The organism is Grimontia marina (assembly GCF_900060185.1).
Classification (GTDB): Bacteria; Pseudomonadota; Gammaproteobacteria; order Enterobacterales; family Vibrionaceae; genus Enterovibrio; species Enterovibrio marinus.
On record NZ_FIZY01000027.1, the window covers coordinates 47,187 to 69,034 of the forward strand.

Consider the following 21,848-nt stretch of genomic DNA (forward strand, 5'->3'; position numbering starts at 1 on the left):
GTTTATTCGGCTTCGCCGGGTAACATGCGACACTAGCTCAGCTGGTAGAGCGCAACCTTGCCAAGGTTGAGGTCACGAGTTCGAACCTCGTGTGTCGCTCCAAATTTTGACTTTCGGTTCTCCGGAAGTGTGATACGCAAGAAACCTTGCCAAGGTTGAGGTCACGCCTAAGCCTTGAAGATTGGGAACCTCGTGTGTCACTCCACTTTCTCTTAGAAGAGGTGGGAAGTTGTCATCGCACTTGAACGGTGAGATACGGACGCGGGATGGAGCAGCCTGGTAGCTCGTCGGGCTCATAACCCGAAGGTCGTCGGTTCAAATCCGGCTCCCGCAACCACATTCGAAAGCCCAGACCTATTTAGGTCTGGGCTTTTTTGTATGTGTAAATTACTGTGACGTATAACTTTTTGAATTAGTGGAATTACTTCTTTCTGTGTCCTCTACATGGAGCATGAACTGAATCTCTTATTCGATTTTTCAACCCGATTATGGGAAGCATAGGGCATGAACTTTCTATAGGTTTCCAGCACCATCTTTGTACACTTATGGCTCATTTGAGTAGCAATCCAACTCGGGTTGGCATCCTCGATCAGCATCTAACCGGTAAACGTATGATGGGTTTGATAGGGTCCACGGCGCCGGATACCTGCGCGCTTGACGCAACTATCCCAAAGCTCGGAGATACCATTGGGCTTGTAATGATTTGTTAAGTCGCCAGATTTTCTTTTCAGGCCAAACAAGAACACCCAGCAACAACTATCGACACGGGTTTTATTCTTTTCTCGGGTTTGAACTGTTACGTTGACCGTTTTACCCACCTTTTGCGCTGATACTCCGAGCTCAAGGGCGATGTCTGTAGCGGTGTAGTGTTGAACTGGGGATATCCCAACCAGTAGTGATAAGCGCGCCGATAGCTTTATCAGATAGCCCGCAGGCAGAAAGCAGCACCGGCGCAACGTCCAAGTTGCATGTCTCGCAGTAGGCTTCAAGGGTCGTGTAAGAAACCGCACACTTCCGACCTCGTATTGTCAAAGTAAAAGTATTCTTCTGACCAAGCTTCAATTCAAAATCAGAAGCCTACTCCTATTCTTTGTTTCTTTTTTCCTCATCATTGCTGTGAAACTTGTTATCGACAACAACACAGTGCTGCTGCACTTTGAAGTGAAATACCCGACGAGTTATGTTGAGACACCAAAGATCAATAGCCCCTAGGGAGGTATCTGCCAATGCACTTGCTTCAATCTTAATTCTCGCGACGCTGGTGCCTGCGGCTTTTTCTGTAGCGTGGCTCTTATCAAAGATACGCAAATTACTGACGAACCGAAAACTGTAAGGGTTATTGCTGTTAGGGATATAGGAAAAAGTCATATTACCTGCTCTAATTGACTACGATAGGTTTTTCGCAGGAAAGGAAGCAACAGCATGGCAAATACTACCTCTACGCTCGATCGCACTGACATCGAAATACTTCGTATTCTTCAGACTAACGGCCGTCTACCCGTGGTTGAACTGGCAAAAAGGGTGAATCTCACTACGACGCCATGCTCTGAAAGGGTAAAACGCCTTGAAAGGGAAGGGTACATTTCTGGCTACCACGCCGATATTTCGGCGGAGAAGTTGGGCTTGGATGTGGTTGTTTTTATTCACATGCGTCTTGATCAAACCAACCTTTCAATCTTCGATAAATTCGCTAAATCAGCCATGCTGATCCCTGAAATTGAAGAGTGCTATTCACTTTCTGGTGATTTTGACGCCATGGTGAAAGTAAGGGTGAAGAACATCAAAGCCTATCAGAACTTCATGTCGACCCGTATTATCCAACTCCCTGGTGTTATCCAAACCCGAAGCGAAATTGTTATTGCCGAATACAAGCGAAACGCTGGGATCAACCCTGACTTAATTGCGGTGTCTTGATAAAGAAACGTTAAGATAAAGTGATGGGTAAATCTGTGTCATATAGTTAAATTAACTAAATTTTTATACTAAATCAGTTAATGCTTGAACTAAGACGATGTATTCCCTTCATATTCAGGTAACTTTCCCATGTGACCATGGCTAAACTTAAACTCACAACAATAATGTTAATAATATGTTGAGGTGTTTGGATGGTCGCACCCATTCCGAGAGATACGATCAACTCTCAGGCCACTGTCCATGCAGCGAGTGCTGTAGTGATGGTGCCACCTATTGATTTCAAATTTAATGTGGAAACCAGCGCAGATAATGAGTTTCAAAAATCTCTGGCTCTTTCTGACATTGAAATCCGCACTAAAGCGTTAAGCGAATTTTACGGTATGGTGGAGCTATTACGGTCACATGGAGTGAATGTGACGGTGATGGATTACTCCTCGGAGCAAGGCGAAACGCCAGATGCCGTATTCCCCAATAATTGGTTTTCTACCTCAGCCAATGGTGACATTTACCTGTTCCCAATGGCGTGTGAAAACCGTCGTCGTGAATTACGTCCTGAAGCGCTCTTGAGTGCCTTGCAAGAGTCCGGGTTCAAATCTGGAAAGGTGCATCACCTAGGTGATTTGGAGGAACCAGAAGCCTTTTTGGAAAGCACGGGTGTGATGATCATGGATCATGTCAATTCCACCGTGTATGCAGCTTTATCCGTTCGTTGCAATCGCGATTTACTTCAGCAGTACGTTAATCAGGCTGGGTTCAAAGAAGTGATTTACTTCGATACCCATATGTCTTCTGGCTCACCGGTCTACCACACCAATGTGATGATGTCAGTAGGTGAAGGGTTTGCAGTGATCTGTGATGAAATCATCGAAGAGTTTGAGCGTCGCAGGGTGCTGAACTCCCTACAAAAGACAAAAGACGTTGTTTCAATCAGTGAAGAGCAAATGGGGCAGTTTTGCGGCAATATCCTCCAGCTACAAAACAGCAAAGGCGAACGTCTGATTGCCATGTCTCTCTCTGCCTATAATGCTTTCACCCTAGAGCAAAAGCGTGTATTGCGTAAGCATGGCAAGCTGGTTCCAATCGACGTATCGACTATTGAGACCATCGGGGGTGGCAGCGTGAGGTGCATGTTGGGTGAGAACTTCTTGCCACGGTGAAGAAAGAAACTTCAAAGAGCCGCTTCAAAAAAAGCGGCTTTTTCTTTTCGGGCATAGCACAACAAACAACAGATTTCCTCGGTGAAGTTGCAGATTTGGGTATTCGTCTTATTCTTAAAGGTATGTAGCGTTATTGGAAATAAAAAGCCATCAGATGGCGAGCCTTTAATTACGGGAGTTAAGTTAATGCCAGAAAGACGATATCGTCTTATCACACGAAGTGACTTCGACGGACTAGTATGTGCTGTGCTGTTAAAGCACATAGACCTGATCGATGAGATCAAATTTGTGCACCCCAAGGACATGCAGGACGGGATCATTGAGATCACTGAATATGACATTACGACCAACTTACCCTACAACGCGAAAGCACACTTGTGCATCGATCATCATTCCTCTGAAATGGTCCGAAATCAGGACCTGAGCGCGAATCATATTATTGACCCAGATGCGCCTTCGGCAGCTCGTGTCGTCTGGAAGCATTTTGGTGGAGAGAGTACTTTCCCGGCGGCCTGGGATGAAATGATGGAAGAGGTCGACAAAGGCGACTCAGCACAATATACCAAAGACGAGGTTCTCTATCCCGAGGGGTGGGGGTTGCTAAACTTCATTATGGATTCCAGAACTGGTCTTGGGCGTTTCCGTGAATTCCGTATTTCAAACTATGAATTGATGATGGACTTAATTGATCACTGCAAAGACAAGTCTATCGCAGAAATAATGGCACTTCCTGATGTTATAGAGCGTGTTGATCTTTATTTCAGCCATCGAGAAAAGTTCCAAGAACAAATCCGACGCTGTGCATCAGTATGTGGCAATTTAGTTATGTTAGATCTACGCCGTGAAGATACAATTTGGGCTGGCAATCGGTTCGAAATTTACGCGCTTTATCCGCAGTGTAATATCTCTATTCACGTGCTGTGGGGACTCAAAAAACAAAATACAGTGTTCGCATGTGGTAAGTCTATTTTTGATAGATCATCACAAACAAACATTGGTGAATTAATGTTGAAGTATGGTGGAGGTGGTCATGAAAATGCAGGGACATGTCAGGTCGCCAATGAGATGGCCGCGCAAATAGAAGACGAACTCATCGTGCAAATAAACAAAGATGGTTAAAGATTGAAAGCCCCTCAAACGAGGGGATTTCTCTTAGTTATTTCGAGGTTCTTTGGGTGACAACGGAAGTCTGTCGAAGGAAACACCTTTCCAACCATTATGAATGAAATTTCGAATGTTTAGGTGGTCTTTACCGCTAGGGTGGCCCAGAACATCATCTCTGTAGTATCTGCCAAAACATGCTAATACAGAACGTTCATCAAGTCCGTGTAACTTTCCAAACGCAAAAATCTTGCATGACCCCGTGTTTTGACCCGCTTTGTTGATCAAGTCGCCATTCATGAATTCCGCCGGAGAGTACTGATAAAAACGATCAATAACTGAAATGGTGTCTTCGAATTCAACGAGCTCGGGAGTGTTAGAGAGCTTAAGTAAGAAGTTACTGAGTTGCATGATAATCCTAACTGCTATTGCTTAATAAACTGGCTTTTAGTGTGCATTTGGAATGAGCTAAATATTAGGCCATTCGTTTAAAAGCCTCGCCAAGCATTTCCTTAACGATCTGTTTTAACAGGATGATACAGCAAAGTGAAGTGCCATTTGCGATTACATATTATGCTCTAAAACTTCTGAAAGTTTGTCTTTAAAGTAAGGCAAATGTGAATGTGTTTCGTGGTTGTTTCTTAAGATTGCGCTTGCATGAGGACAGAATAGAAGCATATTGATTTTAAAAGCATCAAACAAACTTAATTGGATAAAAAAATGTTTACAGTTTTCTGAACTGCCGCTAATATTCCCCGCACTTACGGAGAGATGGCTGAGTGGTTGAAAGCACCGGTCTTGAAAACCGGCATACGTTAATAGCGTATCTAGGGTTCAAATCCCTATCTCTCCGCCAAATTAGATTAAGCCCGTTCACTGAGCGGGCTTATTTGTATCTTAAATTCCTTATAGCTGACCGACTAAAGTTTGATCAAAGGTGGAAGTGTCTCGAACTCGATCAACGGAGAGGTTGAAACCTCTGCGCCATTGGCAAACAAAAAGAATCGTGGTGAAGGGGTGAGGTCGTTTACATCGACCAACTTGGAAAGGGCGTAAAAGCGGCTGACGTATTGATGGGTTTCTGATGGCAGTGTCAGTGCGGTAAATCGCGAATTGCCAGCGTGCTTTATCGCTCTGGATACACGTCCTTCACCTGCATTATAAGCAGCCAGTGTAAGTGACAAATCGCCTTTAAATTTCTTGTGCAGAAAGCTGAGGTAAGCCAACGCGGCGTCTGTACTCGCGGAGACGTCAAAACGTTGGTCATGATTGGGTGAAACGCTTAATCCAAAACGCTCTGCGGTGGCGGGCATCAATTGCCACAAGCCAGTGGCGCTAGCCGGTGAAACTGCATTGGGATTGAAAGAGGATTCCAGCATGGGGACTAGCACAAAGCTTTGGGGTAAATGATATGCTTTTAGCCTGTTCAGGATGTCAGAGACCAATGAGGTATTGGCATTGAAGCGTTGCTGGATTTGTTTTTCATAAGGCGAAAGCACCGCGAGCTCTTTTGAAATGGCTTGTTGAGAAGGCTTTGCAAAAACCGAAACAGCAAAAAACAGAACACACGAAAGCAGCAGTGTTTGACGTGTTTTTCGGTAGTGCTTGCTTAGCATGGTTTAGAGCGTGTTTTCTTGATAAGTCGGTGATGAAGCGGTCGTCATTTGACTCAGCATTTCATGGAAACTGGCAGAGGTTTGGCCATTTTCGGCGTTGTACTTTTGGCATTGTTCAATGAGATTTTTGAGCATCGACCATTGGTTTTTGGCTTGTGTCGATAGCGTATTCGGCAACACTGAAAGTAGCCGGGCTACTCCGTTATCATCTGCGGAAAGCCCCAACTGCGTCAGGCTTTGCGATCTTTCATTGGACGAACGTTTTAACGCCGCCAAGAGCGGTAATTGCTGCTTGGTGTTGGCGTCAAGTAAGTTGGCATCAAACGTCAGGTAGAGCGCTCGCTGCGCTTTGAGTAAAGGTAAAAGCGCCCGATAGTGCCGGATATCATGTCCAACTGTTCGTAGGAAAACCTGAATCAACTGCTTTTTGTCTGACGCCATCATCTCTCAATCACTCGTGTCCGGTGTGAAACTTCATAACAGCCTGTGACAACGCCAGCATATCTAAGCCCAGTTCGCCACGCTGAAGCGCACTGCGGATTTGTTCAACTTTCGCCATATCCACATTTGGCAGTTTTCCCATGTCTTGCTGTGCTTTTTCGATTGCAGCAGTATTAGTATTGATGTGAGTCTCAGAAACTGATGGGCGAACAGGGGTTTCCGGCGATTTAGGGGCGGTCTGGCTCAAGTTGGTGTGGTTAACGTGGCCACCTGCGACTTTGTCGATTTTCATGGTATTCGTCCTGGTTCATCAGTGGTGTTGGTGCTTACTGAGGTTATGCGACCGGAACATTTGCCACATTAAATACAATGATGAATTTTCTACCTTCGCAAAGCCTCTTTTAACCGAGAAACGAATCCGGGCGCGAGAAGCCTGGGCAAAAAATGCCAAGCTCAGTCCAGAAAAACGGGAATCTTGGTCAATCTTTGATCACCGCAGGGTTTGAACGTATTCCTTTGGTGAAAGACCAAATGTTTCTTTGAAACGGCTGGAAAACCGTGCTTCTGATTGATAGCCACATGCCAGCGCCACGTTGAGCTGTGAACGGGATTTCTGCATCAGTGATAAGGCGTAGACCATGCGAACATTGGTAAGAACAGTGCGGAAGGAAGTGTCTTCCGCGGCCAGTTTCCGTTTTAACGTTGCGGGGCTCATGGAAAAGTTTGCCGCAATGGTTTCAATGCTATGTGCCTCGCCAGGGTTGAGGCTGAGGTAGCTGGCGAGCTTTTCTTTTAGTGAGGTTTCTGCGCCAGGATAGAGCAGATGAAGTGCCTTAGCCTCTTTCAGCTCAGCGTAGAATCCCATCAGGAAATGCCTCTGCGTGGTTTCTGACAGCGACTTTCCAGCCATTTCATAGAGGGTTTCAAAGCAATAGGCGAGTTGCGGTGTCACTGTGAGCCGTGGTTCTTCAGTGATCGATACTTGCTGCGTTTCCTCTAGCCATTCACGTGGCGGCGGCTCCAAAAAAGTCAGTGTTCTTGAAAAGAAATCGGTCTGTGAAGGCTCATTAACGAATGTGAGGGAATGACTGGCTGGAACCACCAACCAGTCTTGTGGCGAGTAATGACGGGAACTGTCGTGCCACCAGAGTTGTTTGAGCCCACGGTTAACCCAGACAATCGTCGGAGCGTATACGAGCACATTACGCAGTGGTTGATTAGTGATGCCTCGAAATTGTCCTGTTTGTACCAATGCTCTCGTCATTCTATTTCTTACTCTCTCACATAGGTTGCAGTCAGCGTCGCTTTATCCAATGCGGTGGCATTGAGCATGTACCCGATTAGCGCATTGGATGGGTTATCTGGTAACGCTAACTTTTCGGCAGGCATCGCCCATACTGTAAATTGATAGCGGTGCATGCCGTGGCCTACAGGTGGGCAAGCGCCGCCATAGCCAATTGCACCATAATCATTTGCCATCTCACTCACTTGCTTCAAATGCCCCGAAGCGCCTTGTTTAATGCTGTTGGTGGAAGCGGGAATATCCAATGCTACCCAGTGCCACCATCCGCTACCTGTCGGTGCATCGGGGTCGTAAGCGGTAATGGCAAAACTCTTGGTGCCTTCCGGAGCATCTTTCCAGCTCAGTTGCGGTGAGAGGTTTTCTCCGCTGCAACCAAAACCCTGAAACGCATAGGTGTCAGCCATTCGTGAGCCTTCCTGAATATCATTGCTCGTCAAGGTGAATGCCTGGCTGTTAAATGCGGCGGCTGCAAGGATTGGAATTAAAACGGTGAATTTCATTTTGGCTCTCCTTTTCATTAAGTGAGAGCCAGAATACCGAGCAATGATAAGAGTAAGTTTACACAAAAGCTCAAAGTTAAACTAAATAGAAAGCATTTTGAGCTTTTAAGGTTTAAAACTGAGTGTGAACCTGATTGAGTCCCGTCACGATGGCACGAACGACTTTGTTAGAAGAATGGTTCTGCACGTCAATTTGTTCTCCTTTCTTCCCGCTTTCTAACGCTACACCTTTCGTGCTGGCCGAGAAGCCATTTTTACTGGCAATCACCACCACTTCATTGCCTTTCTCTATCAGGGGGACAGCAATCAGCTTGTCGGGGTTCAAGATGTGTCCTGTTCGAATTCGCCTCGCTGTTTGATAGTCGGTGGCGTGAGATATTTTGGTGAAAAAGGGATCGTTGCGGGTCAATGTCCGGAGCTCAACTGAGAGTGCCAGGGGGGTCACTGTCTCACCGCGTCGAAGATTATGCTTCGCGACGACCACGGGCAGGGTCAGGGAGGTTTTGAGCGATACATTCAGCCGCCAGTTTCTATCCCCATCTTCACAGCTCACGGTTCTGCGCAGGTTACCGATAGGCAGAGATTGGTTGTCCCTTCCTTCTATCACAAGCTCGGATTGGCATCTTGGTAAGTGTACGGCAGAGGGTGGCACCCGAATGTCTGTGCTGAATTGAAATTTTGGCCAGTTTCTCAATGCGGCAATGTGGTTTATTTCGTCTTCATAGGCTTTCGAAACCGCATCTTCAACGCTTTTGAGTGTCATGGTTTCAGGCTTGGCGAAAGCGGGTGATGTCACCAGTCCTAACGTTAACACCAGCAACACGTTCTGAAGGGAAGTTTGGTGTTTCCCTCTTCTGGCGGAGACTTCCGACATGCGGAAGTTAGGCTTCCTTTCTTTTTTGTAAATCATTGAAATTTAATGCTTATATTTCTGGCATGCATCTTGTTTTGTTCCTTGGGTATTGGAATTAACCCGAAAAGGAGAGAGGCATGGCTATCACATTTGAACAAGCCTTGGGTGTGCACCCGGATGCGCTGAATTTTCGCGTCCAGCGTACCAAAGTCCTCGCGAGTAACCTAGCGAATGTTGATACGCCCGGATACCTCGCCAAGGACCTGAGCTTTACCACTGTGATGGGTGAAATGTCATCTGGTAGCGTGAAGAAAGCGCCGCCAAAAATGCAGATAGCTGCACAGTATTCGATTCCTTATCAGAACAGCAAAGACGGTAATACCGTTGAGCTTGGGGTCGAGCAAGCCAAGTTCACCCAGAACAATATGGATTTTCAAACCAGCCTGACCTTCCTGAATATGAAATTCAATGGCCTGGCGAAAGTGATTGAAGGACGTTAACCATGGCATTTACGGATATCTACACCATCGCAGGTTCAGCTATGACAGCTCAGACTGTCCGCCTGAATACCGTCGCGAGTAACCTCGCCAACGCTGATGCGGTATCAGCGAATCCGGATGATGCTTACAAGGCACTCAAGCCAGTATTTGCCACTGTTTACAGCAATACCCAACTCACCGCGGGGAAGAATACATACCCGAATGCCGAAGTGCGAATTGTTGATGTGGTGCAGGGCAGCAACGAAGCAGAAAAGCGCTTTGAGCCAAATAACCCGCTGGCAAACGACGAGGGCTATGTTTACTACCCGGGGATTGATGTGGTTTCTGAGATGGCAGACATGATGTCGGCCACCCGAAGCTTCGAAACCAATGTTGAAGTGATGTCGAATGTGAAAAGCATGCAGCAAGGCTTGCTGAAATTAGGGCAGGGCAGCTAATGAGCATTGCACACTATTCCGCTCTTTCTGCAGATACGCCGGTGAAAACTTCCGCTGACGAGTCTGGGATCGCCAATAATCCGCTCGACATGAACAATTCTACCTCTCTGCAAAACGAATTTATCACTCTGATGGTAGCGCAAATCCAGAATCAGGATCCGCTCAATCCCCTTGATGGCACTGAATATGTCAGCCAGCTAGCGCAGTTTTCCCAGGTTCAGAGCATGGAGAACATGTCCGGCATGATGCAAAACAGCATGGTGCTAATGGACAACATGCAGGTGCTTTCTACGGCAGGTTTGGTGGGTCAAACCGTGTATGTGGATTCCAACGAGTTTGGCCTTGGGGAAGGCATCCAGAACGGAAAAATCGAGCTGGAGCATGCCTCTAATCAGGTCACGCTGGTGGTACAGGATGCCTATGGTCAGAAAACCGAAGTGCCGCTGGGCGCTCACGGAAAGGGCGATGTGGATTTTTCTATCGACCCGGAAAAGCTGGGGCTAAAACCGGGTGAATACACACTATCTGTCAAGGTTCAGGACGGACAGGCGAATCCTAATATCTTGCTGGCTGGCACGGTTGAACAGGTTCGAATTCCAAGTAACGGCGGTGCAGCACTGGTGAATATTGCAGGTGTGGGCAGCGTGCCTTTCTACTCGATCACCCAGTTTGGGGCATAACAGCTCCCAGTCACCAAGCCAAAACAATAACAAGGAACAGAGGTTAATCATGAGTTTCAATATCGCACTGAGCGGTCTGGATGCGACCAATACCGAGCTGAATACCATCAGCCATAACATTGCCAACGCGTCCACCTATGGATTTAAAGGCGCTCGTACCGAGTTCTCAGCGGTTTACAACGGCATGCAGCCAGGTGGCGTGGAAGTAGCGTCCATTTCCCAAAATTTCGATAAGAATGGTTCTGTAACTGGCACGGGACGCGCAATGGATTTGGCCATTAACGGCAGTGGATTCTTTGTGACCAAAGACAGTGCAGGCCAAATGCTCTACACCCGCGCAGGGGTATTCGGCACCGACAAAGACAACTTTGTGGTTTCCAACAACGGCGCGAAACTTCAAGGCTACAGTGTTGATGGTGGCGGAAATCTGCTTTCTGGCTCAGTGGGCGACCTGAAAATTTCCACGTCATCTTTGAATGCAAAAGCGACTGATAAACTGGATTTCATTGCCAACTTTGACGCAAGTGCTGAAGTCATTGATCAGACAGCAACCCCCTTTGATCCGAACGACCCAAGCTCTTTCAACTCCTCCTATACCTCCAAAGTTTACGACTCCCTGGGCAACTCCCACACCGTGACCCAGTACTTCACCAAAACCGGTGATAACCAGTGGCAGGTCAATGTGCAAGTGGATGGAAGCCCAACACCGGTTGAAACCGTTGCCGTGAATTTCAATCAAGATGGCACATTGGCAGCCCCAACCGCACCGTTCAATGTTTCCTTCCCGGCAGCAGGTGCAGAGCCGGTAAGCCTGGATATCAATCTGGCTGGCAGCACCCAGTTCGGTGCGGCGTTTGGCGTGAGCACCAATAACCCGAACGGTTACACCTCGGGCGAGCTGGCGGGCGTGCGTGTGGAAGATAACGGCATGGTTTACGCGACTTACACTAACGGCCAGTCCCAGCTTCAAGGACAGGTTGTATTGGCTGACTTTGCCAACCCGCAAGGCCTTTCTAAAGTGAGTGGCACAGCGTGGACACAAAGCTATGGCTCAGGCGCGCCGATTCTTGGTGCTCCGGGATCGGGCACGTTGGGTGGTCTGACGCCAGGTGCGCTGGAAGGTTCGAACGTGGATTTGACCACTGAACTTGTCAGCCTGATGACCGCTCAGCGTAATTATCAAGCTAACGCCAAAACCATTTCGACCAATGACAAGCTGACCCAGGCGCTGTTTAACGCGATTTAAGGAAACAGGATATGGATAGCTTGTTATTTACCGCCACGTCCGGTGCGAGCCGTGTTCTGAAGGCACAGCATGTTCGGTCTAATAACCTCTCTAATGCTGATACTGCGGGTTTCCGTGCGGATATGGAACGCGTACAAAGCCTTCAGCTCAATGGCTCAGGTTTTGATGGCCGTACCATGGCCGTCACCAACTCCGCCATGACCCGCTTTGATTCCGGTGATGTGACGAAAACTGGCCGCGCACTGGATATCGCCATCATGGGCAACGGGTATCTTGCGGTACAAACGCCGGTTGGCAATGAAGCTTATACCCGTGCCGGCAATATCAAGGCGGACAACTTTGGCGCACTGACCGTGAATGGCTTTCAGGTATTGAGTGCAGACGGCGCGCCAATGGCGCTGCCTGATCATGAAAAAGTGGAAATCAGCGAGCGCGGTGTGGTGTCGATTGTTCCGCCGGGTGGTGGTGCAGAGCTTCAGGTTGGCACACTGAAACTGGTGAATCCGGATATCACCCAAATCCAGAAAGAAAGTGATGGCCTGCTTCACAGCATCGACGGAGCACCGTTCGACATTGACCCAACCGTTCAGATCGCCAATGAGCATATCGAAGGCAGTAACGTGTCTGCCATTGATGAGTTGGTGGGCATCATGTCACTGACCCGCAACTTTGAAATGCAGGTACGCATGATGAAAACGGCAGAAACCCTGGCGCAAGCGGGCAATAAATTGATGGCTGCGCGCTAAGCGCGGCTGTGAAAGGAGATAACCAATGCACTCATCATTATGGGTAAGCAAAACAGGGATGGCGGCGCAGGACACCAAAATGACGGCCATCTCCAACAACCTCGCCAACGTTAATACGGTCGGTTTCAAGCGCGATCGTGTGGTATTCGAAGATCTGTTCTACAGCATTCAACGCCAGCCCGGTGCGCAGGTTGATGATATCAACCAACTGCCAAGTGGTGTGCAGTTAGGTAGTGGCGTGCGCGTGGTCGGTACGCAGAAAGTCTTTACTCAGGGCAACACCCAAAACACCAGTCAGGAACTGGATCTGGCGGTCATGGGCCAAGGCTTCTTCCAGATTGAAAACTCCGACGGCCAAATTATGTATTCGCGCAATGGCCAATTCCACGTTAACTCAGAAGGCTTGATGGTGAACAGTCAGGGCTTGCCGCTGATGCCACAAGTACAGATCCCGGATAACGCGGTGTCTGTTTCTGTGGGTGTCGATGGCAATGTGTCTGTGACCACAGCTGGTGATGCCCAACCACAGAATATCGGCCAAATCACGTTGGCGAAGTTTATCAACCCTGCGGGTTTAGAAGCGATTGGCGGCAACCTGTTCCGTGAAACGGAAGCGAGCGGTCTGGCAGAAGAGTTGATTGCGGGTGAAGACGGCGCAGGAAGTATCAAACAGGGTGCGCTGGAAGGTTCGAACGTGCAGGTGGTGGAAGAGATGGTCGACATGATCACGACGCAGCGTGCGTATGAGATGAACGCCAAAGTGGTATCAGCCGCTGACGACATGCTCAAGTTTGTCGCGCAGTCAGTGTAGGTGAGTGGGTGAAGATGAAGGAAGGCGCAATGAAGTGGATTGCGAGAAGCTGGGTGCTGGTACTTTTGGTGCTGGCGGGATGTGCAGGAAGGCAGGAGTTCACGCCACCAAAGCCTGATGAGGAAGCATACGCGCCGCCTGTGTTGGATTACTCCTTGCCGGAAGCAAAGGATGGCAGCCTTTATCGACACCAATACACCATGACATTGTTCCAGGATCGCCGTGCGTACCGTGTGGGCGATATCCTGACCGTGATGTTATCAGAAGAAACCAACTCGCAGAAAAAGGCCGACACCCGTTATGGAAAGCGTTCTGGTGTTGGCTTTGCTGCGCCGGTTCTAGGCACCAATACCATTGACGGCGCAGCGGTCAGTATCGATGCAGACCGCTCGTTCGATGGCAGTGCTTCCAGCTCACAAGGTAACAAGCTTCAGGGCGCGATTACGGTGACAGTGCATGAAGTACTGCCGAATGGTGTGCTTCGCATCAACGGCGAAAAATGGCTGCGCCTGAATCAAGGCGATGAGTTTATTCGCCTGACCGGTATCGTCCGCGTTGATGATATCAACCGCAGCAACCAGATTTCCTCCCAGCGTATAGGCGATGCCCGTATCACGTACGCCGGCCGTGGCGCACTCGCGGACAGCAACGCGTCGGGCTGGCTGACGCAATTCTTCAATTCTCCATGGGTGCCGTTCTAATGACACAAGGTAAAACGATTTTTTCATCACTGCTGTTGGCATTTTCGCTGGGGGTTTCCGCGATGGTGCAGGCAGAAGTGAAAATCCCCATCATGGATTTGGTCGATATCCAGGGTATTCGCCAGAACCAGCTGGTGGGATACGGCTTAGTTGTGGGTCTGGACGGTCAAGGTGACCGTAATCAGGTGAAATTCACCTCCCAGTCTATTACCAACATGCTGCGACAGTTTGGCGTGCAGATTGATGCCAATACTGACCCGAAATTGCGTAACGTGGCATCAGTGTCCGTCACTGCCATGGTAGATCCCAATGTGGGGCCGGGGCAGACCATCGATATCGTGGTTTCATCGATTGGTGATGCTAAAAGCCTGCGTGGAGGAACATTACTTTTGACCCCACTTCGCGGTATTGATGGTGACGTTTATGCCGTCGCACAGGGTAACGTTGTGGTAGGTGGCGTCACTGCAGAAGGTCGCAGTGGCTCCAAAACCACAGTCAACACACCAACCACAGGGCGGATCCCGAACGGTGCCACACTGGAGCGTGAGATCCCGACTGATTTTAATGAGCGCGACACCATCACCCTGAATCTTCGCAAAGCCAGTTTTACGACAGCGAAAAACATCGCCCGCGAAATCAACACGACGTTTGGTCCGGATGTGGCGATGGCCATCAACAATGCCCGTATCGAAATGCGTGCACCGGAAGATACGCAGCAACGTGTCATCATGCTTTCCATGCTGGAAGAAATGAGCGTGGAAGAAGGGCGTAAGCCCGCGCGTGTGGTCTTCAATTCCCGCACCGGTACTGTCGTGATTGGTAAAAACGTAAAAGTCGGTGAAGCGGCTGTCAGTCACGGCAACCTCACCGTGACGATTTCAGAAACCCAGCAGGTGAGTCAGCCAAATGCCTTTGCTGATGGTGAGACAGTGACCGTTGATAACTCAGAGATCGATATCAACGAAGACAAAGCGCAGATGGTGATTTGGCCTCCGGGGACGGATCTCAACACCATCGTCAGTGCGGTAAACAGTCTTGGCGCGACACCAACAGACTTGATGTCGATTCTTCAGGCGCTCTCCGAAGCAGGTGCACTGAATGCAGAACTGGTCGTGATTTAAGGAGCCGACATGAACCTAGATGGAATGCGGGAGCAAGCGCAAATGAGCGCCATGCTTTATCACGATAACAGCGCGCTGGCAAAAATCCGGCACAGCAGCGATCAGCAAGGTGCATTGAAAGAAGTCGCAGGACAATTCGAAGCCATGTTTCTGCAACTGGTACTCAGGCAGATGCGCAGCAGCAGCGACGTGCTGGCGGATGAGGACAGTCCTTTTTCGAGTCAGCAATATGGCGTGTTCCGCGATATGCATGACGGGCAGTTGGCGATTGAAATGGCAAGAAAACAAAATGCAGGTATTGCAGACATGCTGGTGAAACAGTTGAGTCCTTCCGTGCCAACCGCACCCATGACTTCACAGGTTTCCCCACAGGCACCAGAGCCGAAAAAATCAGTTTCTGAGTCAGTGGTCAATCTTCTGCCCACCTTTGATGCTGCGAACGATGAACATTGCGTGATCAAAGCGGAAGCAAGGTCACAAGCTCATGTTTCTCCTGATTTTAGCCGCTGCAGCAGCGTTAACAAAGCAGACGATGAGGTCGCCTCTCAAAATAAACAGCGCAATGAAGTGGTGACGACAACTGCTTTCTCACAGCCGCTGATAAGAAGATTGGAGCTGTAAATGAACCTCGTGAATATCGCCATGTCTGGCCTCAATGCTAACCGTGTGGGGCTCGAAGTGACCGCGCAGAATGTGGCAAACGTGAACACCCCAGGCTATAGCCGTCAGCAGGCGATCATGGCCTCGGTGGGTGGCTCAAAGCACAACGCTTTTGAAGCGGGAATGGGGGTGGAAGTCACCAGCATTCGCCGTGTCACAGATGGATTTTTGGTGAAGCAACTTTGGTCGACCAGCAGCACGGCAGCCTACGCTGCCCGCTATACAACCAACATGAGTCATTTGGAAAACACCTTGGGTGCCGATGGTTTCAGTCTCTCAGCAGGTCTAGATTCCGTCTTTGCGGCGCTGAATGATGCAACGACCAAGCCTGAGTCCCAGCCACTTCGTCAGCAAATTATCAATGAAGCCGAAGCGATTTCGCGTCGCTTTAATGCTCTCAATGATGCCATGCATAACCAACACAAGGATATGCACGACCAGCGTACTGCAGCGGTGTCTCATACTAACAGTCTGCTTAGCAATATCGCCGCAGTGAATCAGCAAATCACCGAGATGCAAGGAGCAGGCGGCAATCCAGCCCAGCTCATGGATACCCGCGACATGCTGATTGGTGAACTTTCTAAAGTGATGGAAGTAAAAACAACTGATCAGGCGGACGGTACCGTGCAGGTGACATTGGCGTCAGGGCAGCCCTTGGTCATGGGCGGCGATTATGGACAGTTGAAAGCGATTCCGGATCCTGATGATGCGTACATGGCGACGCTCAACGTGGAATTTGGTCATCAGAGCTTCGCGATCAAAGGATCGGTTGGGGGGGAGCTTGGCGCACTCAATGACTACCAAAATGATGTATTAAAACCCAATCAACTTGCTATCAATGACATGGCAAAAGCATTGGCAGAAGAATTTAATACGGTATTGGCGACGGGTAAGGACTTGAACGGGAACGACGGCAAGCCACTGTTTACTTACGACCCATCCAATCCGGCAGCCAGTCTCACCATCACAGATATCAAGGCTGAAGAGCTGGCATTTTCCAGCGACGGCACGCCGGGTAACAGTGACGTACTGAAAAACCTGATTGATATCAGCACCAAGCCGGTCGCTATCTCCGGTTTTGGTAACCTTTCGCTGAATGATGCCTTCACTGCCATGGTGGGTGAAACCGCGATTAAAGCACGTCAGTCAGAAGCGGATTTTGAGGCAAAGGCCGCCATGAATAAGCAGGCATTAGCACAGCGCGATAATCTCAGCGCAGTGTCGAAGGATGAGGAAGCAGGCAATCTGATGATGTTTGCCAACGCCCATAACGCCAACATGAAAGTCATCAGTACCGCGAACGACCTGTTCCAGTCTGTGTTGCAACTCTTTTAAGGAAAGTCATCATGCGAGTCAGTGATACCCATTTCAGCCAGATGATGCTGCAAAGCCTGCAGGTAAATAACGCAGGTCTCGGTGAAGTGCTTCAACAAATGGCGACAAGTAACCGCCTGACCAAGCTGTCTGACGACCCGATGGCGTCCATCAAACTGCTTAACCTCGAGCGTGAAGGCGCGGCGATTTCCCAGTATCAGACCAACATAGCGAACGTGAAAACCACGTTGTCTAGTCAGGAAGTGTATTTGGATTCAGTGAACTATAGCCTGAAAGAGATGCGTGATCTGGTGCTATGGGGTGCAAACGGTACTCTCACAGACGAAGACCGTGCTGGCATGATCACTGAGCTGGAAAGTCTGCGAGATTCCATTGTGTCTTCCTTTAATGCTCAGGATGAGGAGGGGCATTATATTTTCTCCGGCACCCAAACCGACAAGCCTTCGCTCTCCAATGGTGGTGGTGCGTATCTGGTGGATGGGAACAGTGATAAGCGTGTGGTAACGGTAGCAAAAGGCGTGACCATGGAATCAAACATGACAGCAAAAGACATCGTCGAGCTCGGTGGTGGTGATAATGTGCTGAACCAGCTTGATGCCTTGATCACTGAGTTCAAAAATCCCACGGCGAATTTCGAGAATCAGGTGGAATTAACCCTGAGTGCCATTGAGTTAACATCCAGTAATGTGCTGGGTGCGATGACAGAAATCGGTGGACGTCTGAATAACCTGGATTTGATGGACAGCACGCACAGCGAAAACAAACTGTTTATCGACAAGGTCAACAGCGACATTTCCGCGCTCGACTATGGCGAAGCATCGGTGCGTTTGAGCAATTACCTCGCAGCGCTGCAAGCCACTCAGGCGAGCTACGTAAAAATTAACGATCTGAATCTGTTCGACCGAATTTAGGAAAGCAATGTATGGCAATGAGTACGGTAGAGGTGAGACCTCATGGCATTCGTCTAACCAGTCATGAGCAGACTGCCATCACCCCGTCACGCTCACCGGATCAAGGCAGTACTGCAACCCCGAAATTTCCTCTGGTAAAGGCTGACACTACGTCAGCCTATTCTGTTTCTAAGATGCTGTTGGCACAAGGTCAGCAGCAGGCGACATCTGTTCAGATCGCTGCCAAGTCTTTACAACTTGTTGGCAAGGAACTTAGCCAGATGAAAAGCGGGTTAACGCAGGCACTTTCCCGCGGTTCCCAAAATGTTCCGTGGTTAAAGGAAACCCTGGCTAAAAGTAAACAAAACATCGAAACCATCCTTCACCAAGCGCGATTTGATGGTAAAAAAGTGGTGGATAATGAGCTTCGTGTCCGTCTTGATAGCGCGGATATCCGCCGATTTTCTATCCCTGGCTTGAATATCAACCGACTTCCAGAAAGAGCAGAACAAATTCGTCTCGACTTTCCGCAAGGCCAATCGGTGATGATTCAATTTGATGGTCAGTCCGACGGAAAATCTACCCTGAAGATGCTCGACAGAAGCCTTATTCCTCTCGGTATGCGCGCTTCCTTGGGTGAAGATGGTTCAATCCTGTTTGAAACTCAGGAGTCTTCCTACCGTCAGATGCAGCAGAAAGTGATGGTGACAGGGCAAGGCTATCGGTTCCCCGCGGGTCAACCTAACACCCTGACCTTAAAGCCTGATCCTGAAGGCATCGCAGAACTTGGCTTTGATCTTAGCAGTCGTGAAGGTATCAAAAATACCATCAGTAAGATCAATCAGCACTTGCAGCAAGTCCATACCGGTCTTGATCAAGCCCGCCAATTTCATGGAGAACTGTCCAGCCAGATAAACAACCTCCATCAAAGCAAACCCGTGCTTTCAATAGAGGAAGTGAATACCCGCTTAGCGCAGTTTCAGTCATCTTCAGACAAATTTGGTATGACATTTGAGGCACTCAATGCACAAGCAAATGTGAAAAGGCATAGCGTGGTGGGGCTGTTGAGGTGATTGAGTGTCAAACCTGCTAACCAAGTCACTTTCTTAGTAAAACAGTTTCATTTTACGTCTCATTTATGAGACGGACTTGAGGTTAAATTCCTCATATTCTTGTGCCCAAGTATGCGTTAGCGCACCTGATGCTAAATCGCTTTTGAATGAGTTGCTTGGAGCAGAAAATGAACAAGCCAAGGATCGGTGAACCAGTCCCCTGGTTTGAATGCCAATCACCTAAAAACCCAAGGTTTCGGTTTCATACCGTTGCGGGTAATTATGTTGTTCTGAGCTTTCTCGGTTCACTTCGATTGCCGCAAATTCGCAGTACGATAGACGCCTTCTTTGAATTCGAAGACACGTTCAATGTGCATTCTTATAGATTTTTGGGTGTAACAAGTGACTCGAACGATGATTCTGAAGCGCTTTTTGAGGATCGTACATTTGCGATGTCTCTTCTGCAGGATTTCGATATGTCGTTGGCAGCCAAGTTTGGGGCTCTTTATGAAGCAGGAAAGGTAAAGGCGCAAACTTTCATCTTGGACGAGCGATTGCGTGTCGTTGCCAATATCGCTATCACCTCCAAATGTTATGGGGAATCCCACCTAGCCAAAGTGCTTGAAGTTCTTTCGACGCTTCCTCCGATTAAGAAGGGCAGGGTATCGGATGTTCCGGCACCCGTGCTTATAGTTCCGCGTATATTTGAACCTGATTTTTGTCAGGCGCTTATCAAATACTATGATGAAAGAGGCGGTAAGCCATCTGGCTTTATGCAGGAGCTGGATGGTAAAACTGTGGAAGTACACAATCTTGCTCACAAGAGCAGAAGTGATGAGTTAATCCAGGATGCTGATCTCAGGAACGCTTGTCTGATGAGAATCCGATACCGTTTGCTGCCTGAAATCAAAAAGGCTTTTCAATTCAATGCCACACGTATCGAACGCTATCTGGTGGCGTGTTACGACTCAGAAAGTTCAGGTCACTTCAGGCCACATCGAGATAACACAACGAAAGGCACTGCTCACCGGAAGTTCGCAGTCTCCATCAACCTGAATACAGGTGAGTATGAGGGAGGAGAACTTTGCTTCCCGGAATTTGGTCAGCAAAAATATGTGGTTCCAGCAGGAGGTGCATGCGTATTTTCCTGCTCGCTTTTGCACGAAGCAAAGCCCGTGATTTCGGGTTCACGGTACGCTTTTCTACCCTTCTTGTATGATGACGTTGCCGCGGATATACGCAGGGAAAATCTACAATTTTTGGAGAAGTCTGCGCCTCAGCTCTCAACAGAAGAAGATAAATGAGTATGCCTCATAACCAGCCCTTCTTCTTGAAATAAACCAGAGGAGCAACCCCGGAAGCGATCATTAAAGCGATTGCGAAGGGGAAGCCATATTTCCATTCCAGCTCCGGCATGAACTGGAAGTTCATTCCATATACACTCGCCACTACTGTCGGGGGCAGGAAAACAACGGCGGCGATCGAAAAGATCTTGATAATCTGGTTTTGCTCAATGTTGATAAAGCCCTGAGTTGAATCCATCAAGAAGTTGATCTTGTCGAAGAGGAAAGTGGTATGGGACATCAATGCATCGATGTCACGGCCGATTTCATGCAGGGTTTCCCGGTGTTCATTGCGGCTTTGTAAATGACGAAGTAGGAAAGAAATCGCACGCTGGTTATCCATCAAACAAAGGCGCACTTTCCCGTTACTGTCTTCAAGCTTTGCCAACTGCTCTATACTTTCTTCCAAGTCAGAATCGTCATCTTCCAACACAGCATGACTGACTTTTTCCAACTCCCGATGCAGGTCTTCCAGGGTATCCGCATGGTTTTCGACCTTCTGCTCAAGCAAGGTCACCAGCAAGGTTTCAACGTCTTTACAACGTACCTGGCGACGACGGGCACGAAGTCTTAACAAACGAAAGTCCGCCACATCACCATCACGTATGGTAATCAACCGCTCACTTTGCAAGATGCAGGCGACCGTGACTGTGGTGTGTCGTCCTTCGCTTTTGGAGAGAAACAGGGAGTGGACATGCAGGCCGCTTTTATCCGTGAAGTAACGGGCGGAGGTTTCTATCTCTTCCACATCGTCGGATTCAGGCAAATCAATTCTTAGTAGAGAGCTCACCAACTCGCGTTCGGTGTCGGTAGGGTCGTGGGCGTCTATCCACTTTGCCTGACCGACTAACTGCTTCAGATCGGCACCTTCGCCTATCGGTATTTCAGTTATCGCGCCAGATTCAATGGTAAACAAACGCAGCATAGTGGCCCCTTAGCAATGCAGTGAATAGGAGAGAGAATAGCGGTGCTGTGTTTTAATTTTGTGTTCAGAACCCGCTGATATTCAAGGTGGACTGCGGCTATTGGCGCTTACGTCACAGGAGGAAGACAGTTTAAATTGGGTATATACCCCAACCCCTTCAAAACTATAGGGTCTAACTATTGAGCATCTACAGGTTGTTTGAGTTTCAGTACCGTCACACCAAAAAGAAGAAATATAGAAAACAGACGAACGCCAGCATGGTGGCTGAAATAGTGGGGTAGATGATGTGGCTGTCCTGATGCGACGTGCGCTGAAAGCAGAGCACTGACAGCAGAAGGTTATACAGCATCAAGAGTGTGCTGATGAAGGTGCCTCCATTTAGCGTGAGATTGGAAAGCTGGTACAAAAACAGCGCCAAAAGGACGTAATCAAACACGACCAGCCATAGAAAGGCTTTTTTCACCGTGTCTTTTTTAGGCGCGTCAGCGTGCATAACGAACTCGAACTATTGGTTTG

The 21,848-nt window shown here is 48.6% G+C and carries 26 protein-coding genes and 3 tRNA genes; 19 read left to right on the forward strand and 10 right to left on the reverse strand.

What is annotated here, in order from left to right; translation table 11 throughout:
- Positions 1-26 precede the first annotated feature (26 nt).
- Positions 27-102, forward strand: a tRNA-Gly gene (locus GMA8713_RS14585).
- A 158-nt stretch (positions 103-260) separates the two neighbouring features.
- Positions 261-337 (forward strand) — tRNA-Met (locus GMA8713_RS14590).
- 746 nt (positions 338-1,083) lie between these two features.
- Here the strand turns inward: GMA8713_RS14590 and GMA8713_RS14595 are convergent.
- Entirely contained in the window at positions 1,084-1,368 is a 285-nt protein-coding gene (locus GMA8713_RS14595) for a hypothetical protein (RefSeq protein ID WP_062711257.1), read from the reverse strand.
- 54 nt (positions 1,369-1,422) lie between these two features.
- Between GMA8713_RS14595 and GMA8713_RS14600 the strand changes: the two genes are divergently transcribed.
- The 3 genes from GMA8713_RS14600 (at position 1,423) to GMA8713_RS14610 (ending at position 4,190) form a co-directional block, all read left to right on the forward strand.
- Positions 1,423-1,914 carry an Lrp/AsnC family transcriptional regulator gene (locus GMA8713_RS14600; protein WP_062711261.1) on the forward strand — a complete coding sequence of 164 codons (492 nt, stop codon included), beginning with the start codon at positions 1,423-1,425 and terminating at the stop codon, positions 1,912-1,914.
- Between the two features lie 191 nt (positions 1,915-2,105).
- Complete coding sequence (locus tag GMA8713_RS14605; RefSeq protein ID WP_062711264.1) at positions 2,106-3,071, forward strand: arginine deiminase-related protein; 966 nt, start codon at positions 2,106-2,108, stop codon at positions 3,069-3,071.
- Positions 3,072-3,257: 186 nt separating this feature from the next.
- Positions 3,258-4,190: a DHH family phosphoesterase gene (locus tag GMA8713_RS14610; RefSeq protein WP_062711268.1), complete on the forward strand. Its 933-nt coding sequence runs from the start codon at positions 3,258-3,260 to the stop codon at positions 4,188-4,190.
- A gap of 33 nt (positions 4,191-4,223) precedes the next feature.
- Here the strand turns inward: GMA8713_RS14610 and GMA8713_RS14615 are convergent, their stop codons facing one another.
- Positions 4,224-4,583 (reverse strand): HopJ type III effector protein, encoded by a 360-nt coding sequence (locus GMA8713_RS14615; protein ID WP_062711272.1) that lies wholly within the window; start codon positions 4,581-4,583, stop codon positions 4,224-4,226.
- Positions 4,584-4,937: 354 nt separating this feature from the next.
- Between GMA8713_RS14615 and GMA8713_RS14620 the strand changes: the two genes are divergently transcribed.
- A tRNA-Ser gene (locus GMA8713_RS14620) sits at positions 4,938-5,028 on the forward strand.
- Between the two features lie 64 nt (positions 5,029-5,092).
- On the opposite strand, the gene GMA8713_RS14625 is transcribed toward GMA8713_RS14620, so the two are convergent.
- The 6 genes from GMA8713_RS14625 to flgA all read right to left on the reverse strand — a co-directional run bounded on the left by GMA8713_RS14625 (position 5,093) and on the right by flgA (position 8,942).
- A complete protein-coding gene (locus GMA8713_RS14625) occupies positions 5,093-5,788 on the reverse strand; it encodes a lytic transglycosylase domain-containing protein (protein WP_062711274.1) in 696 nt (231 codons plus the stop codon).
- A gap of 3 nt (positions 5,789-5,791) precedes the next feature.
- Positions 5,792-6,232, reverse strand: a complete 441-nt coding sequence (flgN, locus tag GMA8713_RS14630; protein ID WP_232314449.1) for a flagellar protein FlgN — start codon at positions 6,230-6,232, stop codon at positions 5,792-5,794.
- Positions 6,233-6,239: 7 nt separating this feature from the next.
- Complete coding sequence (gene flgM, locus GMA8713_RS14635) at positions 6,240-6,521, reverse strand: flagellar biosynthesis anti-sigma factor FlgM (RefSeq protein WP_062711280.1); 282 nt, start codon at positions 6,519-6,521, stop codon at positions 6,240-6,242.
- A gap of 198 nt (positions 6,522-6,719) precedes the next feature.
- Positions 6,720-7,493 (reverse strand): helix-turn-helix transcriptional regulator, encoded by a 774-nt coding sequence (locus GMA8713_RS14640; RefSeq protein WP_062711283.1) that lies wholly within the window; start codon positions 7,491-7,493, stop codon positions 6,720-6,722.
- 8 nt (positions 7,494-7,501) lie between these two features.
- The gene (locus tag GMA8713_RS14645; RefSeq protein WP_062711286.1) at positions 7,502-8,032 is read right to left on the reverse strand and encodes a YbhB/YbcL family Raf kinase inhibitor-like protein; all 531 of its coding nucleotides are present in this window, start codon (positions 8,030-8,032) and stop codon (positions 7,502-7,504) included.
- A 112-nt stretch (positions 8,033-8,144) separates the two neighbouring features.
- The gene (flgA, locus tag GMA8713_RS14650) at positions 8,145-8,942 is read right to left on the reverse strand and encodes a flagellar basal body P-ring formation chaperone FlgA (RefSeq protein WP_084387750.1); all 798 of its coding nucleotides are present in this window, start codon (positions 8,940-8,942) and stop codon (positions 8,145-8,147) included.
- An 80-nt stretch (positions 8,943-9,022) separates the two neighbouring features.
- Here flgA and flgB point away from each other — a divergent pair, with 80 nt between their 5' ends.
- The 13 genes from flgB (at position 9,023) to GMA8713_RS14715 (ending at position 20,368) form a co-directional block, all read left to right on the forward strand.
- A complete protein-coding gene (gene flgB, locus GMA8713_RS14655; RefSeq protein ID WP_062711291.1) occupies positions 9,023-9,385 on the forward strand; it encodes a flagellar basal body rod protein FlgB in 363 nt (120 codons plus the stop codon).
- A 2-nt stretch (positions 9,386-9,387) separates the two neighbouring features.
- The gene (flgC, locus tag GMA8713_RS14660; RefSeq protein ID WP_062711294.1) at positions 9,388-9,822 is read left to right on the forward strand and encodes a flagellar basal body rod protein FlgC; all 435 of its coding nucleotides are present in this window, start codon (positions 9,388-9,390) and stop codon (positions 9,820-9,822) included.
- Positions 9,822-10,502 carry a flagellar hook assembly protein FlgD gene (flgD, locus tag GMA8713_RS14665; protein WP_062711296.1) on the forward strand — a complete coding sequence of 227 codons (681 nt, stop codon included), beginning with the start codon at positions 9,822-9,824 and terminating at the stop codon, positions 10,500-10,502. The genes flgC and flgD overlap by 1 nt, the downstream gene beginning before the upstream one ends.
- Before the next feature lie 49 nt (positions 10,503-10,551).
- A complete protein-coding gene (gene flgE, locus GMA8713_RS14670; protein WP_062711299.1) occupies positions 10,552-11,748 on the forward strand; it encodes a flagellar hook protein FlgE in 1,197 nt (398 codons plus the stop codon).
- Positions 11,749-11,759: 11 nt separating this feature from the next.
- Positions 11,760-12,494 (forward strand): flagellar basal-body rod protein FlgF, encoded by a 735-nt coding sequence (gene flgF / locus GMA8713_RS14675; protein ID WP_062711302.1) that lies wholly within the window; start codon positions 11,760-11,762, stop codon positions 12,492-12,494.
- Positions 12,495-12,519: 25 nt separating this feature from the next.
- On the forward strand, positions 12,520-13,305 hold the full coding sequence (gene flgG, locus GMA8713_RS14680; RefSeq protein ID WP_062711306.1) for a flagellar basal-body rod protein FlgG: 786 nt from the start codon (positions 12,520-12,522) through the stop codon (positions 13,303-13,305).
- A 29-nt stretch (positions 13,306-13,334) separates the two neighbouring features.
- On the forward strand, positions 13,335-14,006 hold the full coding sequence (gene flgH / locus GMA8713_RS14685; protein WP_062711309.1) for a flagellar basal body L-ring protein FlgH: 672 nt from the start codon (positions 13,335-13,337) through the stop codon (positions 14,004-14,006).
- Positions 14,006-15,127: a flagellar basal body P-ring protein FlgI gene (locus GMA8713_RS14690; RefSeq protein ID WP_062711311.1), complete on the forward strand. Its 1,122-nt coding sequence runs from the start codon at positions 14,006-14,008 to the stop codon at positions 15,125-15,127. The genes flgH and GMA8713_RS14690 overlap by 1 nt, the downstream gene beginning before the upstream one ends.
- A gap of 9 nt (positions 15,128-15,136) precedes the next feature.
- The gene (locus GMA8713_RS14695; protein WP_062711314.1) at positions 15,137-15,748 is read left to right on the forward strand and encodes a rod-binding protein; all 612 of its coding nucleotides are present in this window, start codon (positions 15,137-15,139) and stop codon (positions 15,746-15,748) included.
- Positions 15,749-17,122 (forward strand): flagellar hook-associated protein FlgK, encoded by a 1,374-nt coding sequence (gene flgK / locus GMA8713_RS14700; RefSeq protein WP_062711317.1) that lies wholly within the window; start codon positions 15,749-15,751, stop codon positions 17,120-17,122.
- Positions 17,123-17,133: 11 nt separating this feature from the next.
- On the forward strand, positions 17,134-18,033 hold the full coding sequence (flgL, locus tag GMA8713_RS14705) for a flagellar hook-associated protein FlgL (RefSeq protein WP_062711319.1): 900 nt from the start codon (positions 17,134-17,136) through the stop codon (positions 18,031-18,033).
- 11 nt (positions 18,034-18,044) lie between these two features.
- Positions 18,045-19,085, forward strand: coding sequence for a hypothetical protein (locus tag GMA8713_RS14710; protein WP_062711323.1), 1,041 nt, complete (start codon positions 18,045-18,047; stop codon positions 19,083-19,085).
- 167 nt (positions 19,086-19,252) lie between these two features.
- Positions 19,253-20,368 carry a redoxin domain-containing protein gene (locus GMA8713_RS14715; protein ID WP_232314450.1) on the forward strand — a complete coding sequence of 372 codons (1,116 nt, stop codon included), beginning with the start codon at positions 19,253-19,255 and terminating at the stop codon, positions 20,366-20,368.
- 7 nt (positions 20,369-20,375) lie between these two features.
- Here the strand turns inward: GMA8713_RS14715 and corA are convergent, their stop codons facing one another.
- Complete coding sequence (corA, locus tag GMA8713_RS14720) at positions 20,376-21,332, reverse strand: magnesium/cobalt transporter CorA (protein ID WP_062711328.1); 957 nt, start codon at positions 21,330-21,332, stop codon at positions 20,376-20,378.
- A 214-nt stretch (positions 21,333-21,546) separates the two neighbouring features.
- Positions 21,547-21,825, reverse strand: a complete 279-nt coding sequence (locus GMA8713_RS14725; RefSeq protein WP_062711331.1) for a hypothetical protein — start codon at positions 21,823-21,825, stop codon at positions 21,547-21,549.
- Positions 21,826-21,848: the final 23 nt, after the last annotated feature.

Coding starts and splice junctions, on each gene's coding strand:
- GMA8713_RS14595 (WP_062711257.1), bottom strand. CDS start 1,368: ATGACTTTTTCCTATATCCCTAACAGCAATAACCCTTACAGTTTTCGG.
- GMA8713_RS14600 (WP_062711261.1), top strand. CDS start 1,423: ATGGCAAATACTACCTCTACGCTCGATCGCACTGACATCGAAATACTT.
- GMA8713_RS14605 (WP_062711264.1), top strand. CDS start 2,106: ATGGTCGCACCCATTCCGAGAGATACGATCAACTCTCAGGCCACTGTC.
- GMA8713_RS14610 (WP_062711268.1), top strand. CDS start 3,258: ATGCCAGAAAGACGATATCGTCTTATCACACGAAGTGACTTCGACGGA.
- GMA8713_RS14615 (WP_062711272.1), bottom strand. CDS start 4,583: ATGCAACTCAGTAACTTCTTACTTAAGCTCTCTAACACTCCCGAGCTC.
- GMA8713_RS14625 (WP_062711274.1), bottom strand. CDS start 5,788: ATGCTAAGCAAGCACTACCGAAAAACACGTCAAACACTGCTGCTTTCG.
- flgN (WP_232314449.1), bottom strand. CDS start 6,232: ATGATGGCGTCAGACAAAAAGCAGTTGATTCAGGTTTTCCTACGAACA.
- flgM (WP_062711280.1), bottom strand. CDS start 6,521: ATGAAAATCGACAAAGTCGCAGGTGGCCACGTTAACCACACCAACTTG.
- GMA8713_RS14640 (WP_062711283.1), bottom strand. CDS start 7,493: ATGACGAGAGCATTGGTACAAACAGGACAATTTCGAGGCATCACTAAT.
- GMA8713_RS14645 (WP_062711286.1), bottom strand. CDS start 8,032: ATGAAATTCACCGTTTTAATTCCAATCCTTGCAGCCGCCGCATTTAAC.
- flgA (WP_084387750.1), bottom strand. CDS start 8,942: ATGATTTACAAAAAAGAAAGGAAGCCTAACTTCCGCATGTCGGAAGTC.
- flgB (WP_062711291.1), top strand. CDS start 9,023: ATGGCTATCACATTTGAACAAGCCTTGGGTGTGCACCCGGATGCGCTG.
- flgC (WP_062711294.1), top strand. CDS start 9,388: ATGGCATTTACGGATATCTACACCATCGCAGGTTCAGCTATGACAGCT.
- flgD (WP_062711296.1), top strand. CDS start 9,822: ATGAGCATTGCACACTATTCCGCTCTTTCTGCAGATACGCCGGTGAAA.
- flgE (WP_062711299.1), top strand. CDS start 10,552: ATGAGTTTCAATATCGCACTGAGCGGTCTGGATGCGACCAATACCGAG.
- flgF (WP_062711302.1), top strand. CDS start 11,760: ATGGATAGCTTGTTATTTACCGCCACGTCCGGTGCGAGCCGTGTTCTG.
- flgG (WP_062711306.1), top strand. CDS start 12,520: ATGCACTCATCATTATGGGTAAGCAAAACAGGGATGGCGGCGCAGGAC.
- flgH (WP_062711309.1), top strand. CDS start 13,335: ATGAAGTGGATTGCGAGAAGCTGGGTGCTGGTACTTTTGGTGCTGGCG.
- GMA8713_RS14690 (WP_062711311.1), top strand. CDS start 14,006: ATGACACAAGGTAAAACGATTTTTTCATCACTGCTGTTGGCATTTTCG.
- GMA8713_RS14695 (WP_062711314.1), top strand. CDS start 15,137: ATGAACCTAGATGGAATGCGGGAGCAAGCGCAAATGAGCGCCATGCTT.
- flgK (WP_062711317.1), top strand. CDS start 15,749: ATGAACCTCGTGAATATCGCCATGTCTGGCCTCAATGCTAACCGTGTG.
- flgL (WP_062711319.1), top strand. CDS start 17,134: ATGCGAGTCAGTGATACCCATTTCAGCCAGATGATGCTGCAAAGCCTG.
- GMA8713_RS14710 (WP_062711323.1), top strand. CDS start 18,045: ATGGCAATGAGTACGGTAGAGGTGAGACCTCATGGCATTCGTCTAACC.
- GMA8713_RS14715 (WP_232314450.1), top strand. CDS start 19,253: ATGAACAAGCCAAGGATCGGTGAACCAGTCCCCTGGTTTGAATGCCAA.
- corA (WP_062711328.1), bottom strand. CDS start 21,332: ATGCTGCGTTTGTTTACCATTGAATCTGGCGCGATAACTGAAATACCG.
- GMA8713_RS14725 (WP_062711331.1), bottom strand. CDS start 21,825: ATGCACGCTGACGCGCCTAAAAAAGACACGGTGAAAAAAGCCTTTCTA.